25 protein-coding genes and 1 tRNA gene are annotated in these 22,793 nt (G+C 61.5%); 16 read left to right on the forward strand and 10 right to left on the reverse strand.

The genetic code is table 11. The features are described from left to right. The first annotated feature begins 19 nt into the window (after window positions 1–19). From NCHU2750_RS05525 to NCHU2750_RS05545, 5 genes are all read left to right on the forward strand, one after another. Complete coding sequence (locus NCHU2750_RS05525; protein WP_119939537.1) at window positions 20–1,111, forward strand: linear amide C-N hydrolase; 1,092 nt, start codon at window positions 20–22, stop codon at window positions 1,109–1,111. A gap of 128 nt (window positions 1,112–1,239) precedes the next feature. Further along, window positions 1,240–2,529 carry a serine hydroxymethyltransferase gene (glyA, locus tag NCHU2750_RS05530; RefSeq protein ID WP_119939538.1) on the forward strand — a complete coding sequence of 430 codons (1,290 nt, stop codon included), beginning with the start codon at window positions 1,240–1,242 and terminating at the stop codon, window positions 2,527–2,529. A gap of 15 nt (window positions 2,530–2,544) precedes the next feature. Then, entirely contained in the window at window positions 2,545–3,036 is a 492-nt protein-coding gene (nrdR, locus tag NCHU2750_RS05535) for a transcriptional regulator NrdR (protein WP_119939539.1), read from the forward strand. Beyond that, window positions 3,033–4,121 carry a bifunctional diaminohydroxyphosphoribosylaminopyrimidine deaminase/5-amino-6-(5-phosphoribosylamino)uracil reductase RibD gene (gene ribD, locus NCHU2750_RS05540; RefSeq protein WP_502703822.1) on the forward strand — a complete coding sequence of 363 codons (1,089 nt, stop codon included), beginning with the start codon at window positions 3,033–3,035 and terminating at the stop codon, window positions 4,119–4,121. The genes nrdR and ribD overlap by 4 nt, the downstream gene beginning before the upstream one ends. After that, the gene (locus NCHU2750_RS05545; protein WP_119939540.1) at window positions 4,121–4,735 is read left to right on the forward strand and encodes a riboflavin synthase; all 615 of its coding nucleotides are present in this window, start codon (window positions 4,121–4,123) and stop codon (window positions 4,733–4,735) included. The genes ribD and NCHU2750_RS05545 overlap by 1 nt, the downstream gene beginning before the upstream one ends. Window positions 4,736–4,754: 19 nt before the next feature. Here NCHU2750_RS05545 and NCHU2750_RS05550 read toward each other — a convergent pair whose 3' ends face one another. After that, window positions 4,755–5,909 carry an HD domain-containing phosphohydrolase gene (locus tag NCHU2750_RS05550; RefSeq protein ID WP_119939541.1) on the reverse strand — a complete coding sequence of 385 codons (1,155 nt, stop codon included), beginning with the start codon at window positions 5,907–5,909 and terminating at the stop codon, window positions 4,755–4,757. Between the two features lie 295 nt (window positions 5,910–6,204). On the opposite strand from NCHU2750_RS05550, the gene ribH reads away from it, so the two are divergent. The 4 genes from ribH to NCHU2750_RS05570 all read left to right on the forward strand — a co-directional run bounded on the left by ribH (window position 6,205) and on the right by NCHU2750_RS05570 (window position 10,762). After that, on the forward strand, window positions 6,205–6,666 hold the full coding sequence (gene ribH, locus NCHU2750_RS05555) for a 6,7-dimethyl-8-ribityllumazine synthase (protein WP_119939542.1): 462 nt from the start codon (window positions 6,205–6,207) through the stop codon (window positions 6,664–6,666). After that, a complete protein-coding gene (gene nusB, locus NCHU2750_RS05560; RefSeq protein ID WP_119939543.1) occupies window positions 6,666–7,169 on the forward strand; it encodes a transcription antitermination factor NusB in 504 nt (167 codons plus the stop codon). Before ribH ends, nusB begins: the two co-directional genes overlap by 1 nt. A 29-nt stretch (window positions 7,170–7,198) precedes the next feature. Then, entirely contained in the window at window positions 7,199–8,419 is a 1,221-nt protein-coding gene (locus NCHU2750_RS05565; RefSeq protein WP_119939544.1) for an MFS transporter, read from the forward strand. A 201-nt stretch (window positions 8,420–8,620) separates the two neighbouring features. Continuing rightward, entirely contained in the window at window positions 8,621–10,762 is a 2,142-nt protein-coding gene (locus NCHU2750_RS05570) for a sodium-translocating pyrophosphatase (RefSeq protein WP_119939545.1), read from the forward strand. Window positions 10,763–10,887: 125 nt separating this feature from the next. On the opposite strand, the gene NCHU2750_RS05575 is transcribed toward NCHU2750_RS05570, so the two are convergent. Further along, a complete protein-coding gene (locus tag NCHU2750_RS05575) occupies window positions 10,888–11,415 on the reverse strand; it encodes an outer membrane protein assembly factor BamE (RefSeq protein WP_119939546.1) in 528 nt (175 codons plus the stop codon). A gap of 217 nt (window positions 11,416–11,632) precedes the next feature. On the opposite strand from NCHU2750_RS05575, the gene NCHU2750_RS05580 reads away from it, so the two are divergent. The 7 genes from NCHU2750_RS05580 to NCHU2750_RS05610 all read left to right on the forward strand — a co-directional run bounded on the left by NCHU2750_RS05580 (window position 11,633) and on the right by NCHU2750_RS05610 (window position 16,756). Further along, window positions 11,633–12,184, forward strand: a complete 552-nt coding sequence (locus NCHU2750_RS05580) for a ubiquinol-cytochrome C chaperone family protein (RefSeq protein WP_119939547.1) — start codon at window positions 11,633–11,635, stop codon at window positions 12,182–12,184. Continuing rightward, complete coding sequence (locus NCHU2750_RS05585) at window positions 12,181–12,747, forward strand: YceD family protein (RefSeq protein ID WP_119939548.1); 567 nt, start codon at window positions 12,181–12,183, stop codon at window positions 12,745–12,747. Before NCHU2750_RS05580 ends, NCHU2750_RS05585 begins: the two co-directional genes overlap by 4 nt. A gap of 145 nt (window positions 12,748–12,892) precedes the next feature. Beyond that, window positions 12,893–13,939: a phosphate acyltransferase PlsX gene (gene plsX / locus NCHU2750_RS05590; RefSeq protein WP_119939549.1), complete on the forward strand. Its 1,047-nt coding sequence runs from the start codon at window positions 12,893–12,895 to the stop codon at window positions 13,937–13,939. Window positions 13,940–13,958: 19 nt separating this feature from the next. Continuing rightward, window positions 13,959–14,930: a beta-ketoacyl-ACP synthase III gene (locus NCHU2750_RS05595; protein WP_119939550.1), complete on the forward strand. Its 972-nt coding sequence runs from the start codon at window positions 13,959–13,961 to the stop codon at window positions 14,928–14,930. Between the two features lie 116 nt (window positions 14,931–15,046). Continuing rightward, window positions 15,047–15,385, forward strand: a complete 339-nt coding sequence (locus NCHU2750_RS05600) for an integration host factor subunit alpha (RefSeq protein WP_119939551.1) — start codon at window positions 15,047–15,049, stop codon at window positions 15,383–15,385. A gap of 153 nt (window positions 15,386–15,538) precedes the next feature. Continuing rightward, window positions 15,539–16,075, forward strand: a complete 537-nt coding sequence (locus NCHU2750_RS05605; RefSeq protein ID WP_119939552.1) for a MerR family transcriptional regulator — start codon at window positions 15,539–15,541, stop codon at window positions 16,073–16,075. A gap of 228 nt (window positions 16,076–16,303) precedes the next feature. Further along, window positions 16,304–16,756 carry a BA14K family protein gene (locus tag NCHU2750_RS05610; RefSeq protein ID WP_119939553.1) on the forward strand — a complete coding sequence of 151 codons (453 nt, stop codon included), beginning with the start codon at window positions 16,304–16,306 and terminating at the stop codon, window positions 16,754–16,756. A 136-nt stretch (window positions 16,757–16,892) separates the two neighbouring features. Here NCHU2750_RS05610 and NCHU2750_RS05615 read toward each other — a convergent pair. From NCHU2750_RS05615 to NCHU2750_RS05645, 8 genes are all read right to left on the reverse strand, one after another. Then, window positions 16,893–16,969, reverse strand: a tRNA-Pro gene (locus NCHU2750_RS05615). A 294-nt stretch (window positions 16,970–17,263) separates the two neighbouring features. Next, the gene (locus tag NCHU2750_RS05620; RefSeq protein WP_119939554.1) at window positions 17,264–17,452 is read right to left on the reverse strand and encodes a hypothetical protein; all 189 of its coding nucleotides are present in this window, start codon (window positions 17,450–17,452) and stop codon (window positions 17,264–17,266) included. 92 nt (window positions 17,453–17,544) lie between these two features. Then, entirely contained in the window at window positions 17,545–17,694 is a 150-nt protein-coding gene (locus NCHU2750_RS30355) for a hypothetical protein (RefSeq protein ID WP_162939498.1), read from the reverse strand. Window positions 17,695–17,767: 73 nt separating this feature from the next. After that, window positions 17,768–18,058, reverse strand: coding sequence for a helix-turn-helix domain-containing protein (locus tag NCHU2750_RS05625; protein ID WP_119939555.1), 291 nt, complete (start codon window positions 18,056–18,058; stop codon window positions 17,768–17,770). Window positions 18,059–18,088: 30 nt separating this feature from the next. Continuing rightward, window positions 18,089–19,303, reverse strand: a complete 1,215-nt coding sequence (locus tag NCHU2750_RS05630; protein WP_119943004.1) for an O-antigen ligase family protein — start codon at window positions 19,301–19,303, stop codon at window positions 18,089–18,091. A gap of 44 nt (window positions 19,304–19,347) precedes the next feature. Then, window positions 19,348–20,907, reverse strand: a complete 1,560-nt coding sequence (locus tag NCHU2750_RS05635) for an undecaprenyl-phosphate glucose phosphotransferase (protein ID WP_119943006.1) — start codon at window positions 20,905–20,907, stop codon at window positions 19,348–19,350. Between the two features lie 77 nt (window positions 20,908–20,984). After that, the gene (locus NCHU2750_RS05640) at window positions 20,985–22,142 is read right to left on the reverse strand and encodes a glycosyltransferase family 4 protein (protein WP_119939556.1); all 1,158 of its coding nucleotides are present in this window, start codon (window positions 22,140–22,142) and stop codon (window positions 20,985–20,987) included. Window positions 22,143–22,160: 18 nt separating this feature from the next. Further along, complete coding sequence (locus NCHU2750_RS05645; RefSeq protein ID WP_162939499.1) at window positions 22,161–22,748, reverse strand: polysaccharide biosynthesis/export family protein; 588 nt, start codon at window positions 22,746–22,748, stop codon at window positions 22,161–22,163. Window positions 22,749–22,793: the final 45 nt, after the last annotated feature.

Below are 22,793 nucleotides of genomic sequence, written 5' to 3' on the forward strand. Positions count from 1 at the left end.
CGCCCAGGGAGTAGAGCAGATGCCAGTATCCCGCCTTCCACTTTTCTCTCCACTCGCCGCCCGCAGTTGCGCTGCGGCTCTCCTGTCGGCGGGTCTCGCCGTCTCGTCCGTCGCCGAGGCCTGCACGCGGATCGTCTATCACGGTGCCGATGGCGAGGTCATCACGGCCCGCTCGATGGACTGGAAGAGCGACGTGATGACCAATCTCTACGTCCTGCCGAAGGGCATCGAACGCAATGGCGAGGCGGGGCCGAACTCGATCCGCTGGAAGGCGAAATACGGCAGTGTGGTTGCCACCGGCTATGACGTGTCGACGACCGACGGCGTCAACGAGGTTGGGCTGGAGGCAAACCTGCTCTGGCTGGCCGAATCCCAGTACCCGCCCTTCGGCAAGGACAGCAAACCGGGCCTGACGATCGCCGCCTGGGCCCAATATGTCCTCGACAACTTCGCCACCGTGGACGAGGCGGTGGCGGCGCTCGAAAAGCAGCCCTTCACCATCGTCACCGACAATGTTCCGGGTGAAGACCGCCTGACGACCCTGCATCTGTCCATGTCGGATGCCTCCGGCGATAGCGCGATCGTCGAATATGTTGACGGCAAGCAGGTCATTCATCACGGCCGTCAGTATCAGGTCATGACCAATTCGCCGCTCTTCGACCAGCAGCTGGCGCTCAATACCTATTGGAAGCAGATCGGCGGCACGGTGATGCTGCCGGGGACCAACCGGGCAGCGGACCGGTTCGCCCGCGCATCCTTCTACGTCAATGCCATTCCGAAGGACGAGGATCCCAACCGCGCCGTGGCAAGCGTCTTCAGCGTCATCCGCAACGTCTCCGTTCCTTACGGGCTGACCACGCCGGAAGAACCCAATATTTCCTCCACCCGCTGGCGCACCGTCTTCGACCACAAACGAAAACTCTATTTCTTCGAATCCGCGCTGACCCCAAACACGTTCTGGGTCGATCTCAAGGCAATCGATTTTTCCGCAGAAACCGGCAAGGTCATGCGGCTCGATCTCGGCAAGGACCAGGATCACACCTATTCGGGCAATGCCACGAAGGACTTCAAGCCCGCACCGGCCTTTCCCTTCCTCGGCCTGAAAACCTGAACCCAGCGCAGATCGGATTGCGGTGAGCGCGGCGGGGCGTGCAAATGTCGCTCTCCGTATTGCCCTTGTGCGGACGGGGCGCTAAGACGCGTCACACCGCTTTTCATCCTCTTCCAGGAGCCTCGCTCATGTCGAATACCGAAGCATTCTTCTCCCGTCCGCTGGCCGAAACCGATCCGGAAATCTTCGGCGCGATCGAGAAGGAACTTGGTCGCCAGCGCCACGAGATCGAACTCATCGCATCGGAAAACATCGTTTCCCGCGCCGTGCTCGAAGCCCAGGGCTCGATCATGACCAACAAATATGCCGAAGGCTATCCGGGCAAGCGCTATTACGGCGGCTGCCAGTTCGTCGATATCGCTGAAGAGCTTGCCATCGAGCGCGCCAAGAAGCTGTTCGGCGTCGACTTCGTCAACGTCCAGCCGAATTCCGGTTCGCAGATGAACCAGGCCGTCTTCCTCGCACTGCTGCAGCCGGGCGACACATTCATGGGCCTCGACCTGAATTCGGGGGGACACCTGACCCACGGTTCGCCGGTCAACATGTCCGGCAAGTGGTTCAACGTCATCTCCTACGGCGTGCGTGAAGACGATAATCTGCTCGACATGGAAGACGTTGCCAAAAAGGCACGCGAACACAAGCCGAAGCTGATCATCGCCGGCGGCACCGCCTATTCCCGCATCTGGGACTGGCAGAAGTTCCGCGAAATCGCCGATGAAGTCGGCGCTTACCTGATGGTCGACATGGCCCACATTGCCGGTCTCGTTGCCGGTGGCCAGCATCCGTCGCCGTTCCCGCATTGCCACGTTGCCACCACCACGACCCACAAGTCGCTGCGCGGTCCGCGGGGTGGCGTCGTCATGACCAATGACGAGGCAATCGCCAAGAAGATCAACTCGGCCGTATTCCCCGGCCTGCAGGGTGGCCCGCTGATGCACATCATCGCCGCCAAGGCCGTCGCCTTCGGCGAGGCGCTGCAGCCGGAATTCAAGGAATACGCCGCTCAGGTCGTCAAGAACGCCAAGACGCTTGCCGAAACGCTCATCGCCGGCGGCCTCGACATCGTCTCGGGCGGCACCGACAACCATCTCATGCTGGTCGATCTGCGCAAGAAGAACGCCACCGGCAAGCGCGCCGAGGCAGCCCTTGGCCGCGGCTACATCACCTGCAACAAGAACGGCATCCCCTTCGACCCGGAAAAGCCCTTCGTCACCTCGGGCGTCCGTCTCGGCACTCCGGCCGGCACGACCCGTGGCTTCAAGGAAGCCGAGTTCAAGGAAATCGGCAATCTCATCGTCGAGGTTCTCGATGGCCTGAAGGTTGCCAATTCCGACGAGGGCAATGCAGCCGTCGAGGCTGCTGTGCGCGAGAAGGTCGTGGCTCTCACTGACCGTTTCGTCATGTACCCCTACATGTAAGACAAAGGAAACGGCATGCGCTGCCCGTTTTGCGGTTCCGAGGATACCCAGGTCAAGGATAGTCGCCCGGCGGAGGATTTCACCTCTATCCGCCGGCGGCGCATCTGCCCGGATTGCGGCGGCCGCTTCACCACGTTCGAACGCGTCCAGCTGCGCGAGCTGATGGTGGTCAAGAAGACCGGCCGCAAGGCACCCTTCGACCGCAACAAGCTCGTCCGCTCATTCCAGATCGCGCTGCGCAAACGGCCGGTCGATGCCGATCGCATCGAGCGTGCCGTTTCCGGCATCGTCCGCCGGCTGGAAAGCTCCGGCGAGGCCGAGATCTCCTCCGAGCAGATCGGCCTGCAGGTCCTCGAGGCACTGAAGAGCCTCGATGACGTCGGCTTCGTCCGCTACGCCTCCGTCTATCGGGATTTCTCCCATGCGGAGGATTTCGAGAAGGTGATCGAGGAGATCAATGCCAAGATCGGCCGTGACCCGGGCCTCGATCCGGATCTCGACAAGTGACGAGCGCGGCACAGGACCGGCGTTTCATGGCGGCAGCCCTTCGGCTGTCGCGATGGCATGACGGGCTGACGGCCACCAATCCTTCTGTCGGATGCCTCGTCGTCAAGGATGGCGCCATCGTCGGCCAGGCCGTGACGGCGATCCGCGGCAGGCCTCATGCCGAGACCCAGGCACTGGCCGTGGCCGGCGAGAAGGCGAGGGGAGCGACCGCCTATGTCACGCTCGAACCCTGCTCGCATTATGGCCGCACTCCGCCTTGCGCCAACGCGCTGGTGGCGGCCGGCGTGTCGCGTGTCGTGGTCTGCCTCAACGATCCCGATCCGCGCGTATCCGGCCGCGGCTTTGCCATCCTGCGGGAAGCGGGCATCACGGTCGATACCGGCATTCTGCAGGAGGAGGGGCAGCGGGTTCTGGCCGCATATCTTTCGCGCCAGACGAACAGACGCCCCTATGTGACTCTCAAGCTTGCCGTTTCCGCCGACGGCATGCTGGGGCGCCCCGGCGAGGAATTGCTGATCACCGGGCCGCAGTCGCGTGCCCAGGTTCATATGATGCGCGCCGAAAACGACGCGATCCTGGTCGGCGTCGGCACGGCTCTGGTGGATGATCCGGAACTGACGGTAAGGCTGCCGGGGCTGGAAAAGCGCTCGCCGCTGCGCATCGTGCTCGATCGCCGGCTGCAACTGCCGCTGACCTCGAAACTGGTTGCTTCAGCGCCGGTCGTGCCGGTGGTGGCCGTCACCGATCCCTTCTGCCGCCAGCAGCCGGCCAGCGAGGAAAAGATTCGTGCGCTGATGTCTGCGGGCGTGGAAATCCTGCAGGCGGCCGATCTTGATGATCTTCTTTCCAACCTTGCAACGCGCGGCATCTCGTCGCTGATGGTGGAAGGTGGGGTACAGGTTGCCCGCAATTTCCTGCAAAGCGGGCTGGTGGACCGGCTTGTTTTGTCGCAGTCGCAACTCGTGGTCGGCGATGGCGGGCTTGTATCGCCCGTAACGCCATCCGATATTCCGCCGGAGTTTCATTGCGTTCGCGACGAGCATTTCGGCAGCGACCGCTGGCTAGAATATGAAAGAGGCGTCTGATGTTTACCGGAATTGTCACCGATGTCGGCACCGTTGCCGAGACGACGGCTCTCGATGCGGGTGTGAAGCTGCGCATCGCCACCAATTATGATCCGAAGACGATCGACATGGGGGCGTCCATCGCCCATGGCGGCGTTTGCCTGACCGTGACCAACCTGCCGGCCGAAGGCAGCAACGAGCGCTGGTTCGAGGTCGAGGCCTGGGAAGAGGCGCTGCGTCTGACGACGATTGCCTCCTGGTCCAAGGGCACCCGCGTCAATCTCGAGCGTGCCTTGAAGATCGGCGACGAACTCGGCGGTCATATTGTTTCCGGCCATGTCGACGGACGCGCCGAGATCCTGGCGGTCGAGCCGGAAGGCGAGGCGGTTCGCATCACCCTTCGTGCGCCCGAAGACCTTGCTCGCTTCGTCGCGCCCAAGGGCTCTGTCGCACTCGACGGCACGTCTCTGACGGTCAACGCGGTCAACGGCACCGACTTCGATATCCTGCTGATCCGTCATACGCTTGCCGTCACCACCTGGGGCGACCGCAAGCCCGGTGACTTCGTCAATTTCGAGGTCGATACGATGGCCCGCTATGCGGCCCGCCTGGCGGAATTCCCGGCCAAGGCCTGAAACGTCTCGTCGGCAGGCCTCAATTGACCTGACCGAAGCGCTCGTGGATCTGGGCAAATTGGGTTGCGACCTCATCGAAGGCCGCGACCACGGCCGGGTCGAAATGCTTGCCGCTCTCACCATTGATGAGGTCGACGGCCTCGTTGTGGCTCATCGCCGGCTTGTAGACCCGTTCCGAGACGAGCGCGTCATAGACGTCGGCGACAGCCATGATCCGGCCGGCAAGCGGAATGTCCTCGCCCTTCAATCCGCGCGGGTAGCCGGTCCCGTCCCATCTTTCGTGATGGCAATGGGCAATTTCCTTGGCGAGGCTGAGGAACGGATTGCTCTCGCCGATATAGCGCTCCGCCGTGGCGATTGCTGCGCGGCCGAGGTCCGCATGGGTTTTCATGATGTCGAATTCAGCCCGGTCGAGCCGGCCGGGTTTCTGCAATATGCGGTCGGGAATGCCGACCTTGCCGATATCGTGCAGCGGTGCCGACTTGTAGAGAAGGTCGACGAACTCGCCGTCCAGCCCTTCCGTCTGCGGTTCGCGGCGGTTCAGGGCCTCGGCCAGAACCTTCACATAATGCTGCGTGCGGCGGATATGGTCGCCGGTCTCGTGGTCGCGGGTCTCGGCCAGCGAGGCCATCGCGAGGATCATCGCGTCGCGGGCGCGGGACGCCTCGTCGCGAGCCTCGGCAAGCGAATTGGCAAGCGCCACATTGGCAATCGCAAGCGTTGCGGCATTGGCGATCCGCTGGAGGCGGCGGACGCTTTCTTCGGGTGGTGATCCCGGCTTCGACCAATAGGCTCCGATCGCGCCCAGCGCATCGCCGGGTCGCAGCGGCACGATGACGAGGCTCTTGACGAAGGCGGGGCGCTGGGCAGTCTCGGGCATGCGCGGGTCGGTATGGATGTCGTCGACGACGACCACTTCCGAATTGCGCATCGCCCAACCCGAGATGCAGGCATCCATGGGAAAACGCTGTCCCTTCCAGAGCGGACGGGCGGCATCTTCATCGATATAGAAGCACTCACCGCTTTCCCGCAGCAGGAAGGTCAGGCCATCCGCGCCGATCAACCGGCGCGCAGATTGCCTCAGCACGGTCATGATCTCTTCCAGATCGCGGGCCGTGGATATGTTCAGCAGCAGGTCGTCCATGTCATCCATCTGGAAGCGGTGATTTTCCATTGTCCACCTGCATCGGAGCCGAGGATAATAAAGGCCTAATAAAGTGGAAGTGACAAGAATGGTACGCGCTGTTTCTTTAGTTTAACAGATAATTCATCATAAGACATGGCGATGATCCAAAACTGCACCGGCGAAGTATTGTCGAGCGACCTTGCGACGCTCCTATTCCTCAGGCGCAGACCTTGTTCCTGCAAAATCGCTTGCCAACCGGCTCAGGGCGTGTTTTGACCCGCCCATGCAGAATGGCCCGCTTTGTTGGCCTTACGATTGCGCAAGATATTTCCGAAGGTGATCCATGTCGCTCGAAACCGCCCCCCATATCCTGATCATCGAAGCACGCTTCTATGACGACATGGCCGACGCACTGCTTGATGGTGCAACGACCGCCATCAAGGAAGCTGGCGCAACCTATGATGTCGTGACCGTTCCCGGCGCGCTCGAAATTCCGCCGACCATCGCCATGGCGCTTGATGCGGCCGAAGAGGGCGGCACCGAATATGACGGCTTTGTCGCGCTCGGCATGGTCATCCGCGGCGAGACCTATCACTTCGACATCGTCTCCAACGAATCCTCGCGCGCGCTGATGGATCTTGCCGTGTCGGAATCGCTCGCCATCGGCAACGGCATCATGACCGTCGAAAACGACGATCAGGCCTGGGCCCGCGCCCGCCGCTCCGACAAGGACAAGGGTGGCTTTGCTGCGCGCGCAGCGCTGACCATGATCGCCGTGCGCGAAAAACTGAATGGTGCACGCTGATGGCCAACGAGCAGGAAAAGCAGGCTCAGGACAAGACGACCGATAAACAGGTCAAGCCGGTCAACCAGCGCGGCGCCGCACGTCTCGCAGCCGTCCAGGCACTCTACCAGATGGATATCGGTGGTACCGGCGTGCTGGAAGTCGTTGCCGAATATGAGGCCCATCGTCTCGGCCAGGAACTCGACGGCGAAACCTATCTGAAGGCCGATCCGTCATGGTTCCGCTCGATCGTTTCGGGCGTCGTCCGTGACCAGCAGAAGATCGACCCGATCGTTCGCTCGTCGCTGCAGGAAGACTGGCCGCTGTCGCGTCTCGATTCCACCCTGCGCGCGATCCTGCGTGCCGGCACGTTCGAAATCCTCGAGCGCAAGGATGTCCCGGTGCCGGTCATCGTCACCGAATATGTCGAGATCGCCCGCGCCTTCTTCGAGGAAGACGAGCCGCGTATCGTCAACGCCGTTCTCGACCGCATCGCCAAGCAGGTCCGCGGCGACAGGAAATAACAGCCTAGGGAAATAGCGGGGCAGGTCGCATGGACGGTGTGGTGGACGGTTATCAGACGCAGATGCGCACCGCCCGCCGCAACGTCTCATTGCTGGCCGCAACCCAGGCCGTGATGGGCGCCTCGTCGCCACTCTCGATCTCGATCGGTTCGCTCGCCGGCTACGAGCTTCTGGGCGACGACAAGTCGCTCGCGACAGCCCCGATCACCGCCTTCAATGTCGGAACGGCCTGTGGTGCTGTTGCGATTGCTCTCATCTCCCGCCTGCTCGGACGGCGTGAAGCCTTCATCCTCGGGGCACTGACCGGCGCCTGCGGTGGTGCACTGGCGGCAATCGCCCTGTTTCGCGCCGATTTCTGGCTGTTTGCTGCCGCACTCGTGCTGATCGGCACGTCGGCCGGCTTCACCCAGAAGCTTCGCTTTGCGGCAGCCGATACCTCGCCATCATCCTACAAGCCCAAGGCGATTTCCTGGATCCTCGGCGCCGGCATCGTATCTGCCGTACTCGGTCCGCAGATATCCATATGGGCCAAGGATCTGCTGGCACCCGTCACCTTCGCCGGCGCCTTCATCTGCATCATTCCACTCGCCCTGGTCTCGATCTGTATCCTGTCCTTTCTGAAGCTCCCGGCGGCAAAGTCTTCAGCCCATGGTCTGGAACCGGCCCGGCCGCTGAAGGAGATCGTGCTTACTCAGCGCTTCCTCACCGGGATGGCCTGCGGCATTTGCATCTACGCACTGATGACCTTCGTCATGACCGGTGCGCCGCTCGCCATGGTCATCGGCTGCGGCTTCCCGACCGAGATGGCGACCCTCGGCATCCAGTGGCACGTGCTTGCCATGTTCGGCCCGAGTTTCGTCACCGGCAGGCTGATTTCCCGTTTCGGCGCCGAGAAGATCGTCGCTGCCGGGCTGTTCATCCTCATGGCCTGCGCCATCGTCGCCCATCTCGGCATAGAGCTGTGGAATTTCTGGGGAGCGCTGGTTCTGCTCGGCGTCGGCTGGAATTTCGGCTTCATCGGTTCGACCGCCATCGTCGCGTCGAGCTATCGTCCGCATGAGGCCGACAAGGTGCAGGGTTTCCACGATATTGTCCTCTTCGGAACGGTCGCTCTCTCGTCCTTCTCCTCGGGCAGGATCTTCGTCGCCTGGGGCTGGTCCTTCATCAATCTGGTGATCTGGCCGGTCACGTTCATCTGCCTCGCGCTGATCGCGGCATTGCTGTTCAGGCGCTCTTCCGCAAGAGCCTGAGGCGAGTTATCGCAAAATTACAATCTGCGTCCATTTGAACCCTTGTCGCGCCGGGGCTTGACGTCATTTCATCTCCACCGCAATCTTGCCTCCGCATGCGGAAATGCTTCCTTGGGAGGGGAGGGCGCCGCCGGGAAAATGCGCAGCCGGGATTTGTCCCATCGGGACGTGTCTCCCGGCGATTTGGGAGAGGAAAACAGAATGACGGTGATTTTGAGTGTGATCGTCTGCGGTCTGCTGTCGATCATTTATGCCGTGTGGGCGACGCGATCGGTGCTCGCCGCCGATCAGGGTAATGCGCGTATGCAGGAGATCGCGGGCTATATCCGCGAAGGCGCACAGGCCTATCTGACGCGCCAGTATCTGACCATCGCCACGGTCGGTGTCGTCGTTGCCATTCTTGCTTGGCTGCTTCTGTCCGGCACGGCTGCCTTGGGCTTCATAATCGGTGCGGTCCTATCCGGTACCGCGGGTTTTATCGGAATGCACGTGTCGGTTCGCGCCAATGTCAGGACCGCTCAGGCATCGTCCCATAGTCTGGCCGCCGGCCTCGACATCGCCTTCAAGTCGGGCGCCATTACCGGCATGCTGGTGGCGGGCCTCGCCCTGCTCGGCGTGTCGATCTACTATTTCATCCTGACCTCGGTATTCGGTCATCCGGGCGGCTCGCGCGAGGTGATCGATGCGCTCGTGGCCCTCGGCTTCGGCGCGTCGCTGATCTCCATTTTCGCCCGCCTCGGCGGCGGCATCTTCACCAAGGGGGCCGATGTCGGCGGCGATCTCGTCGGCAAGGTTGAGGCCGGTATTCCGGAAGACGATCCGCGCAACCCGGCAACCATCGCCGACAACGTCGGCGACAATGTCGGCGATTGCGCCGGCATGGCGGCGGACCTGTTCGAGACCTACGCCGTGTCGGTCGTCGCCACGATGGTGCTGGCCGCCATCTTCTTTGCCGGCACGCCGGTACTCGAATCAGCCATGGTCTATCCGCTGGCGATCTGCGGTGCCTGCATCATCACATCCATCATCGGCACCTTCTTCGTCAAGCTCGGCTCCAATGGCTCGATCATGGGTGCGCTCTACAAGGGGCTGATCGCAACCGGCATCCTGTCCATCCTCGGTCTGGCACTCGCCACCTCGATGACCGTCGGCTGGGGCGTGGTCGGCACGGTCGCCGGCAAGGAGATCACCGGCTCGAGCCTGTTCGTCTGCGGTCTCGTCGGCCTCGTCGTCACGGCGCTGATCGTGGTGATCACCGAATATTATACCGGCACCAACAAACGGCCGGTCAATTCCATTGCCCAGGCCTCTGTCACTGGCCACGGCACCAACGTCATCCAGGGGCTTGCCGTCTCGCTGGAATCGACGGCCCTGCCGGCCATCGTCATCGTCGGCGGCATCATCGCCACCTACCAGTTCGGCGGCCTGTTCGGCACCGGCATCGCCGTCACCGCCATGCTCGGTCTTGCCGGCATGATCGTTGCTTTGGATGCCTTCGGTCCTGTCACCGACAATGCCGGCGGCATCGCCGAAATGTCGCATCTGCCGCCCGAAGTGAGAAAGTCGACCGACGCGCTCGATGCCGTCGGCAACACCACCAAGGCGGTCACCAAGGGCTATGCCATCGGCTCCGCCGGCCTCGGCGCGCTGGTGCTGTTTGCGGCCTACGCCAACGACCTGCAATATTTCGCCGCCAACGCCGAGCAATATCCTTACTTCCAGGGTGTCGGCCCGATCTCCTTCAGCCTTGCCAATCCTTATGTCGTGGCAGGTCTGATCTTCGGTGGTCTGATCCCCTATCTCTTCGGCGGCATCGCCATGACGGCGGTCGGCAAGGCTGCCGGCTCGATCGTCGAGGAAGTACGTCGCCAGTTCCGCGAAAAGCCCGGCATCATGGCAGGCACCGACCGGCCGGATTACGGCCGCGCCGTCGATCTTCTGACCCGTGCCGCCATCCGCGAGATGATCATCCCCTCGCTGCTGCCGGTGCTGGCACCGATCGTCGTCTATTTCGGCGTGCTGCTGATCTCCGGCGGCGACAAGGCCTCTGCCTTCGCGGCCCTTGGCGCGTCTTTGCTCGGCGTCATCGTCAACGGCCTGTTCGTGGCAATCTCGATGACGTCTGGCGGCGGCGCCTGGGACAATGCCAAGAAGAGCTTCGAGGATGGCTTCGTCGACAAGGACGGCGTGCGCCACATGAAGGGGTCGGATGCCCACAAGGCATCGGTCACGGGCGATACGGTCGGCGATCCCTACAAGGATACGGCAGGTCCCGCCGTCAACCCGGCGATCAAGATCACCAATATCGTCGCACTGCTGCTGCTGGCGATCCTCGCCGGCTGATTCGCGAGAGCGTCCTGCCTCTGAATGGATGCGGGACGCTCCAATTCTCCGAATAGAAGCCACAAACAGGAAAGCCCCGGATCGTCTCCGGGGCTTTCTCAATTTTTGAAACTGTTCTGCGGTTCTTATTGGCTCATGCCGCTCAGCATGTTCTTGACCGCTGCGGCACCGCTGCTGGCTGCGCCCGTGCCACCGGCAAGAATCTGCTGCAGGAAGGACAGGTCGCGTCCGCCGGTCGGCGTCGTGCGCGAGATCATGTCGAACACCTTGCCGTCCTTCATCGTGTAATTGGCCTTGCGGGCGACGGTGCCGTCCTTGTCGAGATAGATCGCAAGAATTGACTGCTCGACCAGATGCGGCTTCATGAAGGCCACGGGGCGCTCGCGCTTCTGCGAGATGTAGTAGAGCACTTCGGTATCGAAGGTCGCCGTCGTCGACGGCGTCCCCATGGTCAGAAGCACCTGCTCGCGGCTCGATCCGACAGGGATCAGCTCGAGCGACTTCTGGTCGATCACATAGCCATTATACATCGTGTCGCCGATATTCATCGACGTGCAGCCGGAAGCGGTGACGGAAGCGAGAAGCACCAGGCTGATGGCAGTTTTATTCAGAAATGTCATTCCGTACTCGACAGTCCGCTTCTTCAACGGCATCCCCCAGGGTAATAAAGGCCGGCGTCCTAACCGGGTTTCTGCTGTTCATCACCATTGTGGCTATTCCGGGGACGATGACCCGGTCCCACACAAGGTTTTTCCGGATCGAACGCACCGGTCGCGGCCTTGGCCGAACGGCATTGCAATTCGCGCCTGCTTCGGTAAACCAGCTTTTGTCTCCATGCAACATTAGGCCCGGCCAAAGGCGGGACTTTCGATGATCTTCGGTCTGTTCAGGAAGAAAAAGCACAATCAGGCCATTGTCGAGCGCCAGTACGCAACCTTGACGTCGGCAGCCCGCATCCCCTTCTTTTACAGCGATCTTGGCGTTCCGGACACGGTCATGGGGCGCTACGAGATGCTGTCGATCGTGATGATCCTTTTTTTTCGCCGCACGGCCCATTCCGGCACGAGCGGACGGGAATTGGCGCAGGAGATCATCGATGAATTTTTCCAGGACCTCGATCATTCGATTCGCGAACTGGGTATCGGCGATCAGGGCGTGCCGAAGCGGATGAAGAAACTGGCAGGCATGTTTTATGGCCGGGTGGAAAGCTATGCGAAGGCTCTGGATAGAGGTAACAAGGACGATCTTGCCGCCAGTCTGGCGCGCAATGTCCGACCCGGTGAGGACCCCGCACCCGATATGGGCGGTCTCGCCGCATGGATGATCGAGGCCGAGCGGCAGCTCGCAGAGGTCTCCGAAGACGATATATCCCGCGGGGCGGCAATGATCCTGCCGCCGGTCCGCGCAAGTGAGGAAGAATGAAGAACGATCACAACAATGCGGGCAAGCCGCCTTTCTCCTATCCGGTCAAGGTCGGTAATATTTCCGCCAATGCCGTCACCGTCATGCTTGAGGCAAATGATCGCGAGCGCCGCGACGTGGCCGACCTCTGGAACGTGGTGGAGGTGAAGTCGCTGTCTGCCGAAGTCCATCTGTCGCGCTGGAAAAAGGATGGCGTGCGGGCCAAGGGCAGGGTCAAGGCCGAGATCGTCCAGTCCTGCGTCGTCACGCTGGAACCGGTCGAATCGGTGATCGACGAGCCTTTCGAGCAGATCTTCGTGCCGGAAGGCTCGAAACTGGCCCGTATCGTCGCCAATGACGCGGCCGAAATGGTGCTGGATCCCGACGGCCCGGATCTTCCCGAAGCCTTCAACGGCGATACGATCGACGTCGGCGAAGCCGTCACCGAGTTCGCCGCCCTGGCGATCGACCCATATCCGCGCAAGTCTGGGGTTGAGTTCGCCGATCACATTGAAAGCGATGCGAGCGCCAAGAGCGACAAGCCGAACCCCTTTGCCGTCCTCAAGGACTGGAAAAAGGACTGACCCTGTTGTAAGCGGCGCCGAAAACTATATTTTGGCCACGATTTCGCCGGGTGGGCCACGCATGAGCATGGCCCAAACTCCGGCGGCGACCGCCAGGTAGGCTGAACGCCGGTCTGGATGGCCGAAGATTAAGGATCAGAGACGCGTGATCAGAATTTCTCTGGATGCGATGGGGGGCGATTTCGGTCCCGAGGTTGTCATACCCGGTGCCGCCAAGGCCCTCGATCGGCATCCTGACGTAACCTTCATCCTGTATGGATTGAAGGCGGAATGCGAGCCGTGGCTCGCCAAGTTTCCCAAGCTGCGCGAACGCTCCGTTTTCCACGAATGCGAAGTCGCCGTCGCCATGGACGAAAAACCGAGCGCCGCTCTCAGGCGCGGCCGCTACGTATCCACCATGTGGCGCGCGATCGAGGCCGTGAAGCTTGGCGAGGCCGATGCCTGTGTGTCGGCCGGCAATACCGGCGCGCTGATGGCGATGGCAAAATTCTGCCTGCGCACCATGGCCAATGTCGAACGCCCGGCGATTGCCGGCGTCTGGCCGACGCTGAAGGGCGAAAGCATCGTGCTCGACATCGGTGCGACGATCGGCGCCGACAGCCAGCAGCTTCTCGATTTCGCCCTGATGGGCGGCGCCATGGCCCGCGCTCTCTTCGAAATCGACCGCCCGACGGTCGGCCTTCTCAATGTCGGCGTCGAGGAAGTGAAGGGCCAGGAAGAGGTCAAGGAGGCCGGACGTCTGATCCGCGAGGCCAACCTGCCGACGATCGCCTATCAGGGCTTTGTCGAAGGTGACGATATCGGCAAGGGCACGGTCGACGTCGTCGTCACCGAAGGCTTTACCGGCAATATCGCCCTGAAGACGGCAGAGGGAACCGCCCGCCAGATTGCCACACTGCTGCGTCAGTCGATGTCGCGCACGCTCTTCTCCAAGATCGGCTATCTGCTCGCCAAGCCAGCCTTCGACCTGCTGCGCGAGAAGATGGACCCCAACAAGGTCAATGGCGGCGTGTTTCTCGGCCTGAACGGCATCGTCATCAAGAGCCACGGCGGCGCCAATGCGGAAGGTTTCGCGGCGGCGATCGACGTCGGTTACGACATGGCGCGCAATGATCTGAATGCCAAGATTGCCCAGGATATGACAGTTTACCATGCCAAGCGCCAGCCGCCGGCCGGCCCTGAAGCTGCATGACGACAGGATGTGATTGAGAATGATCCGATCAGTAGTTCGCGGTTATGGGGCAGCGCTCCCGAAGCGGGTAATGACCAACCGCGAGATGGAGAGCATCGTCGATACCACCGACGAATGGATCGTCCAGCGCACCGGCATCACCCAGAGATACATTGCCGGCGAAGGCGAGACGACCGCCTCGCTCGGTGAGCTGGCCGCCCGTGCGGCGCTCGACAATGCCGGACTGACACCGGCCGATATCGATCTGGTTCTGGTCGCCACCTCGACGCCGGACAACACGTTCCCGGCCACTGCCGTCGACATCCAGCGCCGCCTCGGCATGGAGCACGGCTATGCCTTCGACATGCAGGCCGTCTGTACCGGCTTCGTCTACGCGATGGCGACCGCCGACCTGCATATCCGCGGCGGAATGGCGCGGCGCGCCCTGGTCATCGGTGCCGAGACTTTCTCGCGCATTCTCGACTGGAAGGACCGCACCACCTGCGTCCTGTTCGGCGATGGTGCGGGCGCCCTGGTCATCGAGGCACAGGAAGGCGAGGGAACCGTCGCCGACCGCGGCATCCTGACCGCCAAGCTGCGTTCCGACGGATCGCACAAGGAAAAGCTCTATGTCGATGGCGGCCCGTCTTCCACCGGCACGGTCGGCCATCTGCGCATGGAAGGCCGCGAGGTCTTCAAGCATGCGGTCGCGATGATCACCGACGTCATCGAAGGTGCCTTCGCGGCAACCGGCACGACGGCCGACGACGTCGACTGGCTGGTTCCGCATCAGGCAAACCGCCGAATCATCGATGCTTCCGCCAAGAAACTCGGCATCCCGCCGGAAAAAGTGGTCGTGACGGTGGATCTTCACGGCAACACTTCGGCAGCCTCGATCCCGCTTGCGCTTTCGGTCGCCTGTGCCGACGGTCGCATCAAGAAGGGTGACCTCGTGATGCTGGAAGCCATGGGCGGCGGTTTTACGTGGGGTTCGGTTCTCGTCCGCTGGTGATCGTTCCCTTCTTCGGATCAAATAGCTGATTGCTCACAGGTGCTTGACCCTCGCCGCCAAGCAAAATAGTCTTAATTGGCTTTGATAAGATCAATATTGGAAACTGGGCGGGGATCATGGCCGGAAAGACAGTGACGCGTGCAGACTTGGCGGAGTCGGTGTTTCGCAAGGTCGGGCTCTCCCGGACCGAATCGGCCGAACTGGTTGAAACCGTGATCGACGAGATCTGCAATGCGATCGTCAGGGGCGAAGTGGTCAAGCTTTCGTCCTTTGCGACCTTCCAGGTGCGTTCGAAGAACGAGCGGATCGGCCGAAATCCGAAGACCGGCGAGGAAGTGCCGATCTCTCCCCGGCGGGTCATGACCTTCAAGGCGTCGAACGTATTGAAGCAGCGGATCCTCAAGGCGCATCTCAGCCGCAAGGCCAAGATGAAGTCTGCCGCACCGGTCGCCTGAGCTGGTTTCATTCCCCTCTGGCGAACCAGTCTCCTTGTCATTCCTGTGAACACACTTGAATCTGTCGTCTCAAGCCATTGAGATAGGTATGATTCGTGACGTACCGTCACGAGCCTCAGGTGATTTGCCCTGCGGTTGTTTGGAGGTTTGAGCTTGGACAAGAGCCCGGATGCATTTCGCACGATCAGCGAGGTTGCGGATGATCTCGACCTGCCGCAGCACGTGCTGCGTTTCTGGGAAACCCGGTTCACCCAGATCAGGCCGATGAAGCGTGGCGGCGGGCGCCGCTATTATCGCCCGGAAGATGTCGAACTGCTGAAGGGCATCCGCCATCTGCTCTATGATCACGGCTACACGATCAAGGGCGTCCAGAAGCTCCTGAAGACCAATGGAAACAAGTTCGTCGCGGCCATCGCCTCCGGCGACGTGGCGACGATGGACGCCATCATTGCGTCAAACAGCGACAAGCATTCCGAACCCAAGGTGGGGGGAGGCGAGGAGGATCAGGTCCTCGGCCGCCCCAAGGTCAAGCCCAGCGGCCGCTTCTTCGGCTTCGGCTCCTCCGGAGACGACGATACGCCGGAAGTCTCGATCGGCAAATCCAGCGTGGGCAAGGAAGACCGGGCGCTACTTCAGGAAGCCTTGTTCGATCTTCTGGAATGCAAGCGTCTTCTCGATCAGGTCCGATAGGCTCGCCCGCGCGGGAGCGCGGGCATTGAGCGCGTCTATGCAGACAGCCTGCGCTGGGGCTGGCAACTATAGCGCAATGGTTGAATTTTGAGCCGGAAGACGGGCATGCTTGTCCATCGATAAGCGTATCTCAACTTCCCGTCTTCACCGGAATTTTACCGTTCACCTCTGGTTCAGAACGAAAACTGGATCATTTCACCTTGGGAGACACATTCCGAGGAGAAGAAAATGAAGAAACTTGCGATCATTCTGGTGTCGGCCGTTACCGCCTTTTCCGGCGTAGTCCCGGCCCAGGCGTTCCCGATGGTGAATGCTCCACAGGTCCAGACCGCGCAACAGGTGGAAAAGGTGCAATACCACCGCCATCATGAATGGCGCGGCGGTGGCCATCGTTACCACCGCTACCATGGCGGCCGCCACTACCGCTACGATGACCGTCGCTGGCGCTACCATCGCCACCACCATGGTTCGAATGCAGGCGCCATCATCGGCGGTCTTGCCGCCGGCGCCATCATCGGTGGCGCACTGGCTCAGCCTCGCTACGCACCGCCGCGCCGCTATGTCGGCGGCAACAGCCATGTGAACTGGTGCTATTCGCGTTACCGCTCATACCGCGCCTATGACAACACGTTCCAGCCCTATAACGGCCCCCGCCAGCAGTGCTATTCGCCCTATCGCTGATCGTCGGCACTGAATGAAAATGCCGCCCGGTTCGCCGCGGCGGCATTTTTCATCCGGACGGACGCGAAGTCGTTCAGCGGCTTGCGCAAGCCAGAGAAGATAATCGCGAAATGTAATCAGGGAAAAGAGGGGGAAATGGTCGGAATGGCGGGATTCGAACCCACGACCCCTTGACCCCCAGTCAAGTGCGCTACCGGGCTGCGCTACATTCCGACCCGCTTCGTAGAAGCACGATCTCCATACTGGGATGCCATTCGTAGCGCAAGCGAAAAATCCGGACAGGATGGCCGACCGCGGACGCTTTCCAGCGCAAAATAATCGCGCGCTGCGCTGCGGCCTTGCAAAGGCACGGCGCGGCTGAAATTCATCGGAATTGGTGAAAAGTAAAAGGCGGGCTCGACCAAGTCTTACCCTGCTGGACATCGCCGCCATGGGGTTCTGTCAGTATCACACAAGTAACGCTCTCGCCGGTCTGCGGCAGTATCGCGTCGCCTTCTTGTGGTGAAATCAGCGGAAGCGGGGAGCCCGGCTTGCGTTCATCAGCAGTTCCTGCTGCGATGCAAATGGCCCGAGAAGCTTGAGGAGCCGGGCTTCTTCTTCAGTGTCGAGGCGATAGCGCCGGGCAAAGTCCGCAACGCTCCAGACCTTTTTCAGGCCCTTGTCTTCGATTTCTGCTGTGCTGAGATGCGATGTCATGTGAACCCCTCTTCGCGTTCAAAAGACGTTGCTAAAGCAATCTGGACGAACTATGCGCTTTTATAGTTAAGTTTATATGCGCAATTTTAATTTTATTCTTCTTTCACCTTCACGCCGTTTTCGCCGATGCTGATCGACACGCCGTCCGGCTTCGTCTCTTCGCGATAGAAGTAGAAGCTCAAGCCCGCAATCACGACGATCAGGGCTCCGATGAGTATGTAAAGGCTGTTGCTGCGCGCCATGCGTCTTCCCGTTGTTGGTTGGCGGCGGGAAAACGCGTTAAACCTCAGATGGTTCCTGAAAATTTTAAATTATTTAGCCGTCATTCGCAGAGTTTAGATTGTCGGGCTTGATCCCTTCGTCCATGCCCTGCTGGTGCAGCCTCACGCCGGCGCCGGACGCGTCCTGCTGGCCGGCCGCGACGAATACCACTCCGCGGGATTCAAACAGGCGCTTGAGGCGCTCCGCAGTCTCCGGGTCTGCCGTTCCGGATGACGCTTCTATCGAGCGGATAGTATCTGCGCTGACACCCGTGGCGCCGGAAAGGTCGTCCACAGTGATGCCGATCAGGGCGCGCGCGGCGCGCAATTGGGAGGTCGTGAGCATGAATAAGATGTGGAATGCCCACAGCTCAAGTCAAGAGGCGGTTGCTGTATTCACTGACGCAGCCCGCTGCCGGCGCATCTGCTTGTGCTCGAGCGCGTAGCAGCCCCACAGCAGGCCGAGCAGCATGTAGAAATGGCGCCAGTGGTCGGTATCGATGACGTTGCCGATCAAGGCATGGCCAACGATCATGATCCAGGCGATCATCAGGAAGGGCTGCCAGGGTCGCTCGCGCAACAGATAGCGAAAACCCATGGAAATCGTCGACCAGATCATGATCTGATAGGTGACGAAGCCGAGCCAGCCATAGGTGGTCAGCGATTTCAGCCAGATATTGTGTTCGTCCTCGCCATAGATCTTGCCGAAGGCCATCGGTCCGAGCCCGAGCGGCCGCTCCATCGCCATCAGGAAGCCGATCTTGTGCCGTTCGAAGCGTCCGAGACGGGCGCCGTCATAGGACTGCACCAGCTTGGCGCGGTTGGTGAACAGGTCCGAGACCTGATGGAACTGCAGGGCGATCACCAAGGCCAGCACCAGCACCAGCGCCGCCACCATCGATATGGTGAGGATCTTCAGCCGGAACGCCGTGCTGCGCTCTTTGAGCAGCATGACCACCACCAGGGCCAGTCCGCCGAACACGAGCAAGCCCCAGGCCGCGCGTGAAAACGACAGGAACACGCCGAGCACCAGCACCAGCAGGCCCGCGACGAGAAGCGGCGAGATGATCAGCCGTCCGGTCAAGAGCCGGTAGAGCATGTAGAGGATCGGCCCGACGAGATAGGGGCCGAAGACGTTCGGATCCTGGAAGGCGCCCATGGCGCGATCGTAGCGGGTGAACACATGCGCGCCGGGAAATGCATTGAAATAGCCGAGTATGCCCAATATCGCCGTCGCCAGGGCGGCGACGATCCACACCTTGAACACCAGTTCCAGCCGCCAGGGATCGTCCTCGACCACCGCCGCGTAGAAGACCGAGCTCAGTCCGAGAAAGGTCGATACGGCAAAATACATCGGCGCGCCGCTCATGTCGTTCATCACCGTGATCGAGAATAGCCCGCCGATGTTGAACACGAGAAGCAGCACCAGCAGCACGCAGGTGGTGCGTGAAAGCTTCAGCCCGAGCAGAAACCAGATGGCGATCTGCACCACCATGAAAAGCTCATAGGGCGCAGGTTCCGAAATGACGAAGCCGGATAAGAGGACGCCGAACGCGATAAGTCCCTTGCCGCCGAGCCGCACGAGCTGCATGGCCGAAGGGCGCTGATCGCGCGTCGTGTCGAAGGCCGCGGTCGTCAATATGCGTTGTCCGTGTTGAACAGGCTGATTGGCGTGAGGAAAAGGATCTTGAGGTCGAAGAGCAGCGACCAGTTCTCGATATAGTCGAGGTCGTGCTGGGTGCGGGCGCGGATCTTCTCGTCCGAATCGAGTTCGCCGCGCAAGCCCTTGACCTGTGCCCAGCCGGTCACGCCGGGTTTTACCCGGTGACGGGCGAAATAGCTTTCCATCACATCGACATATTTGCGCTCGCCGGTCTGGGCGTGCACCGCATGCGGACGCGGACCGACCAGTGACAGTTCGCCCTTCAGCACGTTGAAAAGCTGCGGCAGTTCGTCGATCGAAGACTTGCGCAGGAAACGGCCGACCGGGGTGACGCGCGGATCGCCCTTGGTCACCGCCTTCACCGCCGTCTGGTCGCTCATGTTTGTATACATCGAGCGGAACTTCAGAACCTTGATCGTTTCGTTGTTGAAGCCGTGACGGTTCTGACGAAACAGGATCGGCCCTTCGGACGTCGCTTTGACCGCAATCGCCGCAATCAGCATGATCGGCCACAGGCAGGCGACTGCAATCACGGTGAAGACGATGTCGAAGACCCGCTTGGCAACCGAATCCCAGTCGCGGATCGGCTTGTCGTAAAGATCGAACATCGGCACGGTGCCGACATGCGAATAGGAACGGGGCCGGAACCGCAGCTGGTTCGCATGGGCCGCGAGGCGGATGTCGACCGGCAGCACCCACAGCTTTCGCACCAGTTGAAGAATGCGAGCCTCGGCGCTTGCCGGCAGGGCAATGATCAGCATGTCGATCCGCGCCAGACGGGCAAATTCCACCAGTTCGGCGAATGTGCCAAGCTTTGGATAGCCGGCGACGACGCTCGGCGAGCGTTGGCTGCCGCGGTCGTCGAAGATGCCGCAGATACGGATATCGTTGTCGGACTGTTGCTCAAGCTGGCGGATGAGCTGCTTGGCCGGCTCCCCGCCGCCGACGATCACGGCACGCCGCTCCATCACCCCGTTGCGGGCCCAATGGCGGATCGCATAGGCCGTCAGCATGCGCTCGGCCAGCAGGACGACGGCACCTGAAAGAAACCACACGACCATCGCATCGGTTGGAAGCCGGGCGCCTTCGGCAAACGATATTGCAAGATAGGTCAGCGCAAGGCCGATCAGCCACGATACCAGAACGCGTCTTGCCGTGCGCCGGACTGCACGAAGCGACGGGATGAGGTAGGTATCCACCAGCTGCAGCATGATAATGGTCAGCACGCTTCCTGCCGCGATCATTGCCAGCCGCTCCAGAAGGAGACCCTCGGGAGCCGGTGCTACCAGCAGGCTGACGGCCAGGCCGATGGCGAGAAGCAGGGCGAGTTCGAACAGGCGGAACTGGCCGATCAGCATGGTCGCGGACGTATTGCTTTCGCGAAACTGCTCGGCGATCTGCTTGGCGAATGGATTGAGTTCGACCGACGCGCCAGGCGTCGCCGCAGCAGCGCCGGCATCTGCCTCGGCGCCCGAGGCGCGGCGACGCAGTGCCTCCGGATCCTGGCCCTGCGGATTACCCAATTCGTTCATGGACAGGTTCCTTGCCCCGCCTTCCATACGGGAAATCATGCTTGGATTTGCTTATCAGCAAGATGCTAAGGAAGCCTTTAGGAGGCCCGTTTTGTCGCTGCCGGAAGCAGTTCCCGATAAAGCCCGATCATGTCGCGGGCCATGACGGGTGCGGAGAAAACGGCCTTGAACGAAGCCGGTTTCGGCATGATGCGTGCCCGCCAGTCCGGCTGCGTCGCCGCGGCCGTCATGATGCGCGACAGGTCGTCCGCATCGCCCGGCACAGCCAGTGCCTCGCTGTCTTCTCCTAGCACCTCCGGTATGCCGCCGACCCTGGACGCGATGACGGGCTTGCCCGCCGCCAGCGCTTCCAGCACGATATAGGGCATGGCTTCGGCGCGCGAGGGAACGACGATGGTCTTCGCCAGCGCGAAGGCCTTTCGGGTCGGCATGGCGGGCTGCATTTTTAGCCGCAGGCCAAGGCCGCTTTCGGCAATCATCGTGCGATAGCTGTCCTCGTCGGGACCGTCGCCCACCAGAAGTGCCGTCAGCGGGCGCCCGATGCGTCGCTCGGTACGTGCCAGCGCGTCGATGAACACGTCCGGCCCCTTCATGTCGCGCATCATGCCGATGAACATGAAGTCGGCAGCATCCGGCTCCAGCGCGACCGGCGAAAACTCCGCCTCGTTGATACCGTTATAGATGACCTGCGAATGCGGCCGCGGCCTGCCGATCTTCGCCTCGTAGGTGCGTCGCTCGTAATCGCAGACGAAGACGATCGCGTCGCTGAAGCGTTCCTGGAAACGTTCGAGCCTGAGCACGATCTGGCCGGCGAGCGACGACCGTGCAAAATGCAGGCTGCCCCCGTGGGGGGAATAGACGCGGGCGACGCGATACCTGTTAACCCGCAACACTGAGCCGATCGCTCGAGCCATGGCGCCGCCCTTGGCGCCGTGACCGTGCAGAATGTCCGGCTGCAAACTCTTGATATGCCGATAGCTCTTGAAGAGCGCTATCATGTCGGTTGGCGAAATCGCCCGCCGCATCGGCATGCGCGTCAGCCCGAGTGCGAGCCGTGGCCGGATCGTCTCGAACAGCGCGTCTTCATAGGCGCCACCCGTCGTGCTGTCGCACAGGATGCCCACCTGGTGTCCCGCGGCGCTGTGTTCCTCCACCAGATCGCGCACATGCCGGAAGATCCCGCCGATCGGGTTGCGGAAGCAGTGCAGGATTTTGAGGGGAGGGGCGGCCGCCATGTCCGGTCGGGGCTCTGGTCAGAACAGTCGCTCGCGGACATAGATCGTATCGCCGGCAAGCACCGTCGCCGTGACGCCGGTGCGGCCGGTCACCACTTCGCCGTTGATCTTGCGGGTCACGTCAACATCCTGCTCGTAGCCGCGCGACGTGAAGCCGCCGGCAATGGCAATCGCATTCTGCGCCGTCATGCCCGGCACATAGGAATACTGGCCCGGACGGCCAACTTCACCCATGACGAAGACGGGGCGATAACGGTCGATCTCGATGCTGACATCCGGATCGCGCAGATAGCCCTGCTTGAGCTTGGCAGCGATCGTATGTTCCAGTGCCGGCAGTGTTTGGCCGCGGGCGGTGACCTGCCCGACCAGCGGGAAGGCGATATAGCCGGCCTGATCAACCGTATAGGTATTGGTAAGCCCCGCCTGTTCGAAAACGGTGACACGCAGGCGATCGCCGCTATCCAGTCGATAGGGCTGCAACGCCGAAGTCTCGAAGCCTGCAGTCGCAGGAGGCGTGGTCGCGCAGCCGCTCAGCAGCGCGGCGCCAGCCAGCATGGCTGCAAGCACCGTTTGGGCACGGACTTTTTTGAAAGGGGCGAGGACCATGTCCCACTCAGGCTCCGGCTTTTCGTAGTATCTGTGTCCGTTATG

This window comes from Neorhizobium sp. NCHU2750 (assembly GCF_003597675.1).
Taxonomy (GTDB): domain Bacteria; phylum Pseudomonadota; class Alphaproteobacteria; order Rhizobiales; family Rhizobiaceae; genus Neorhizobium.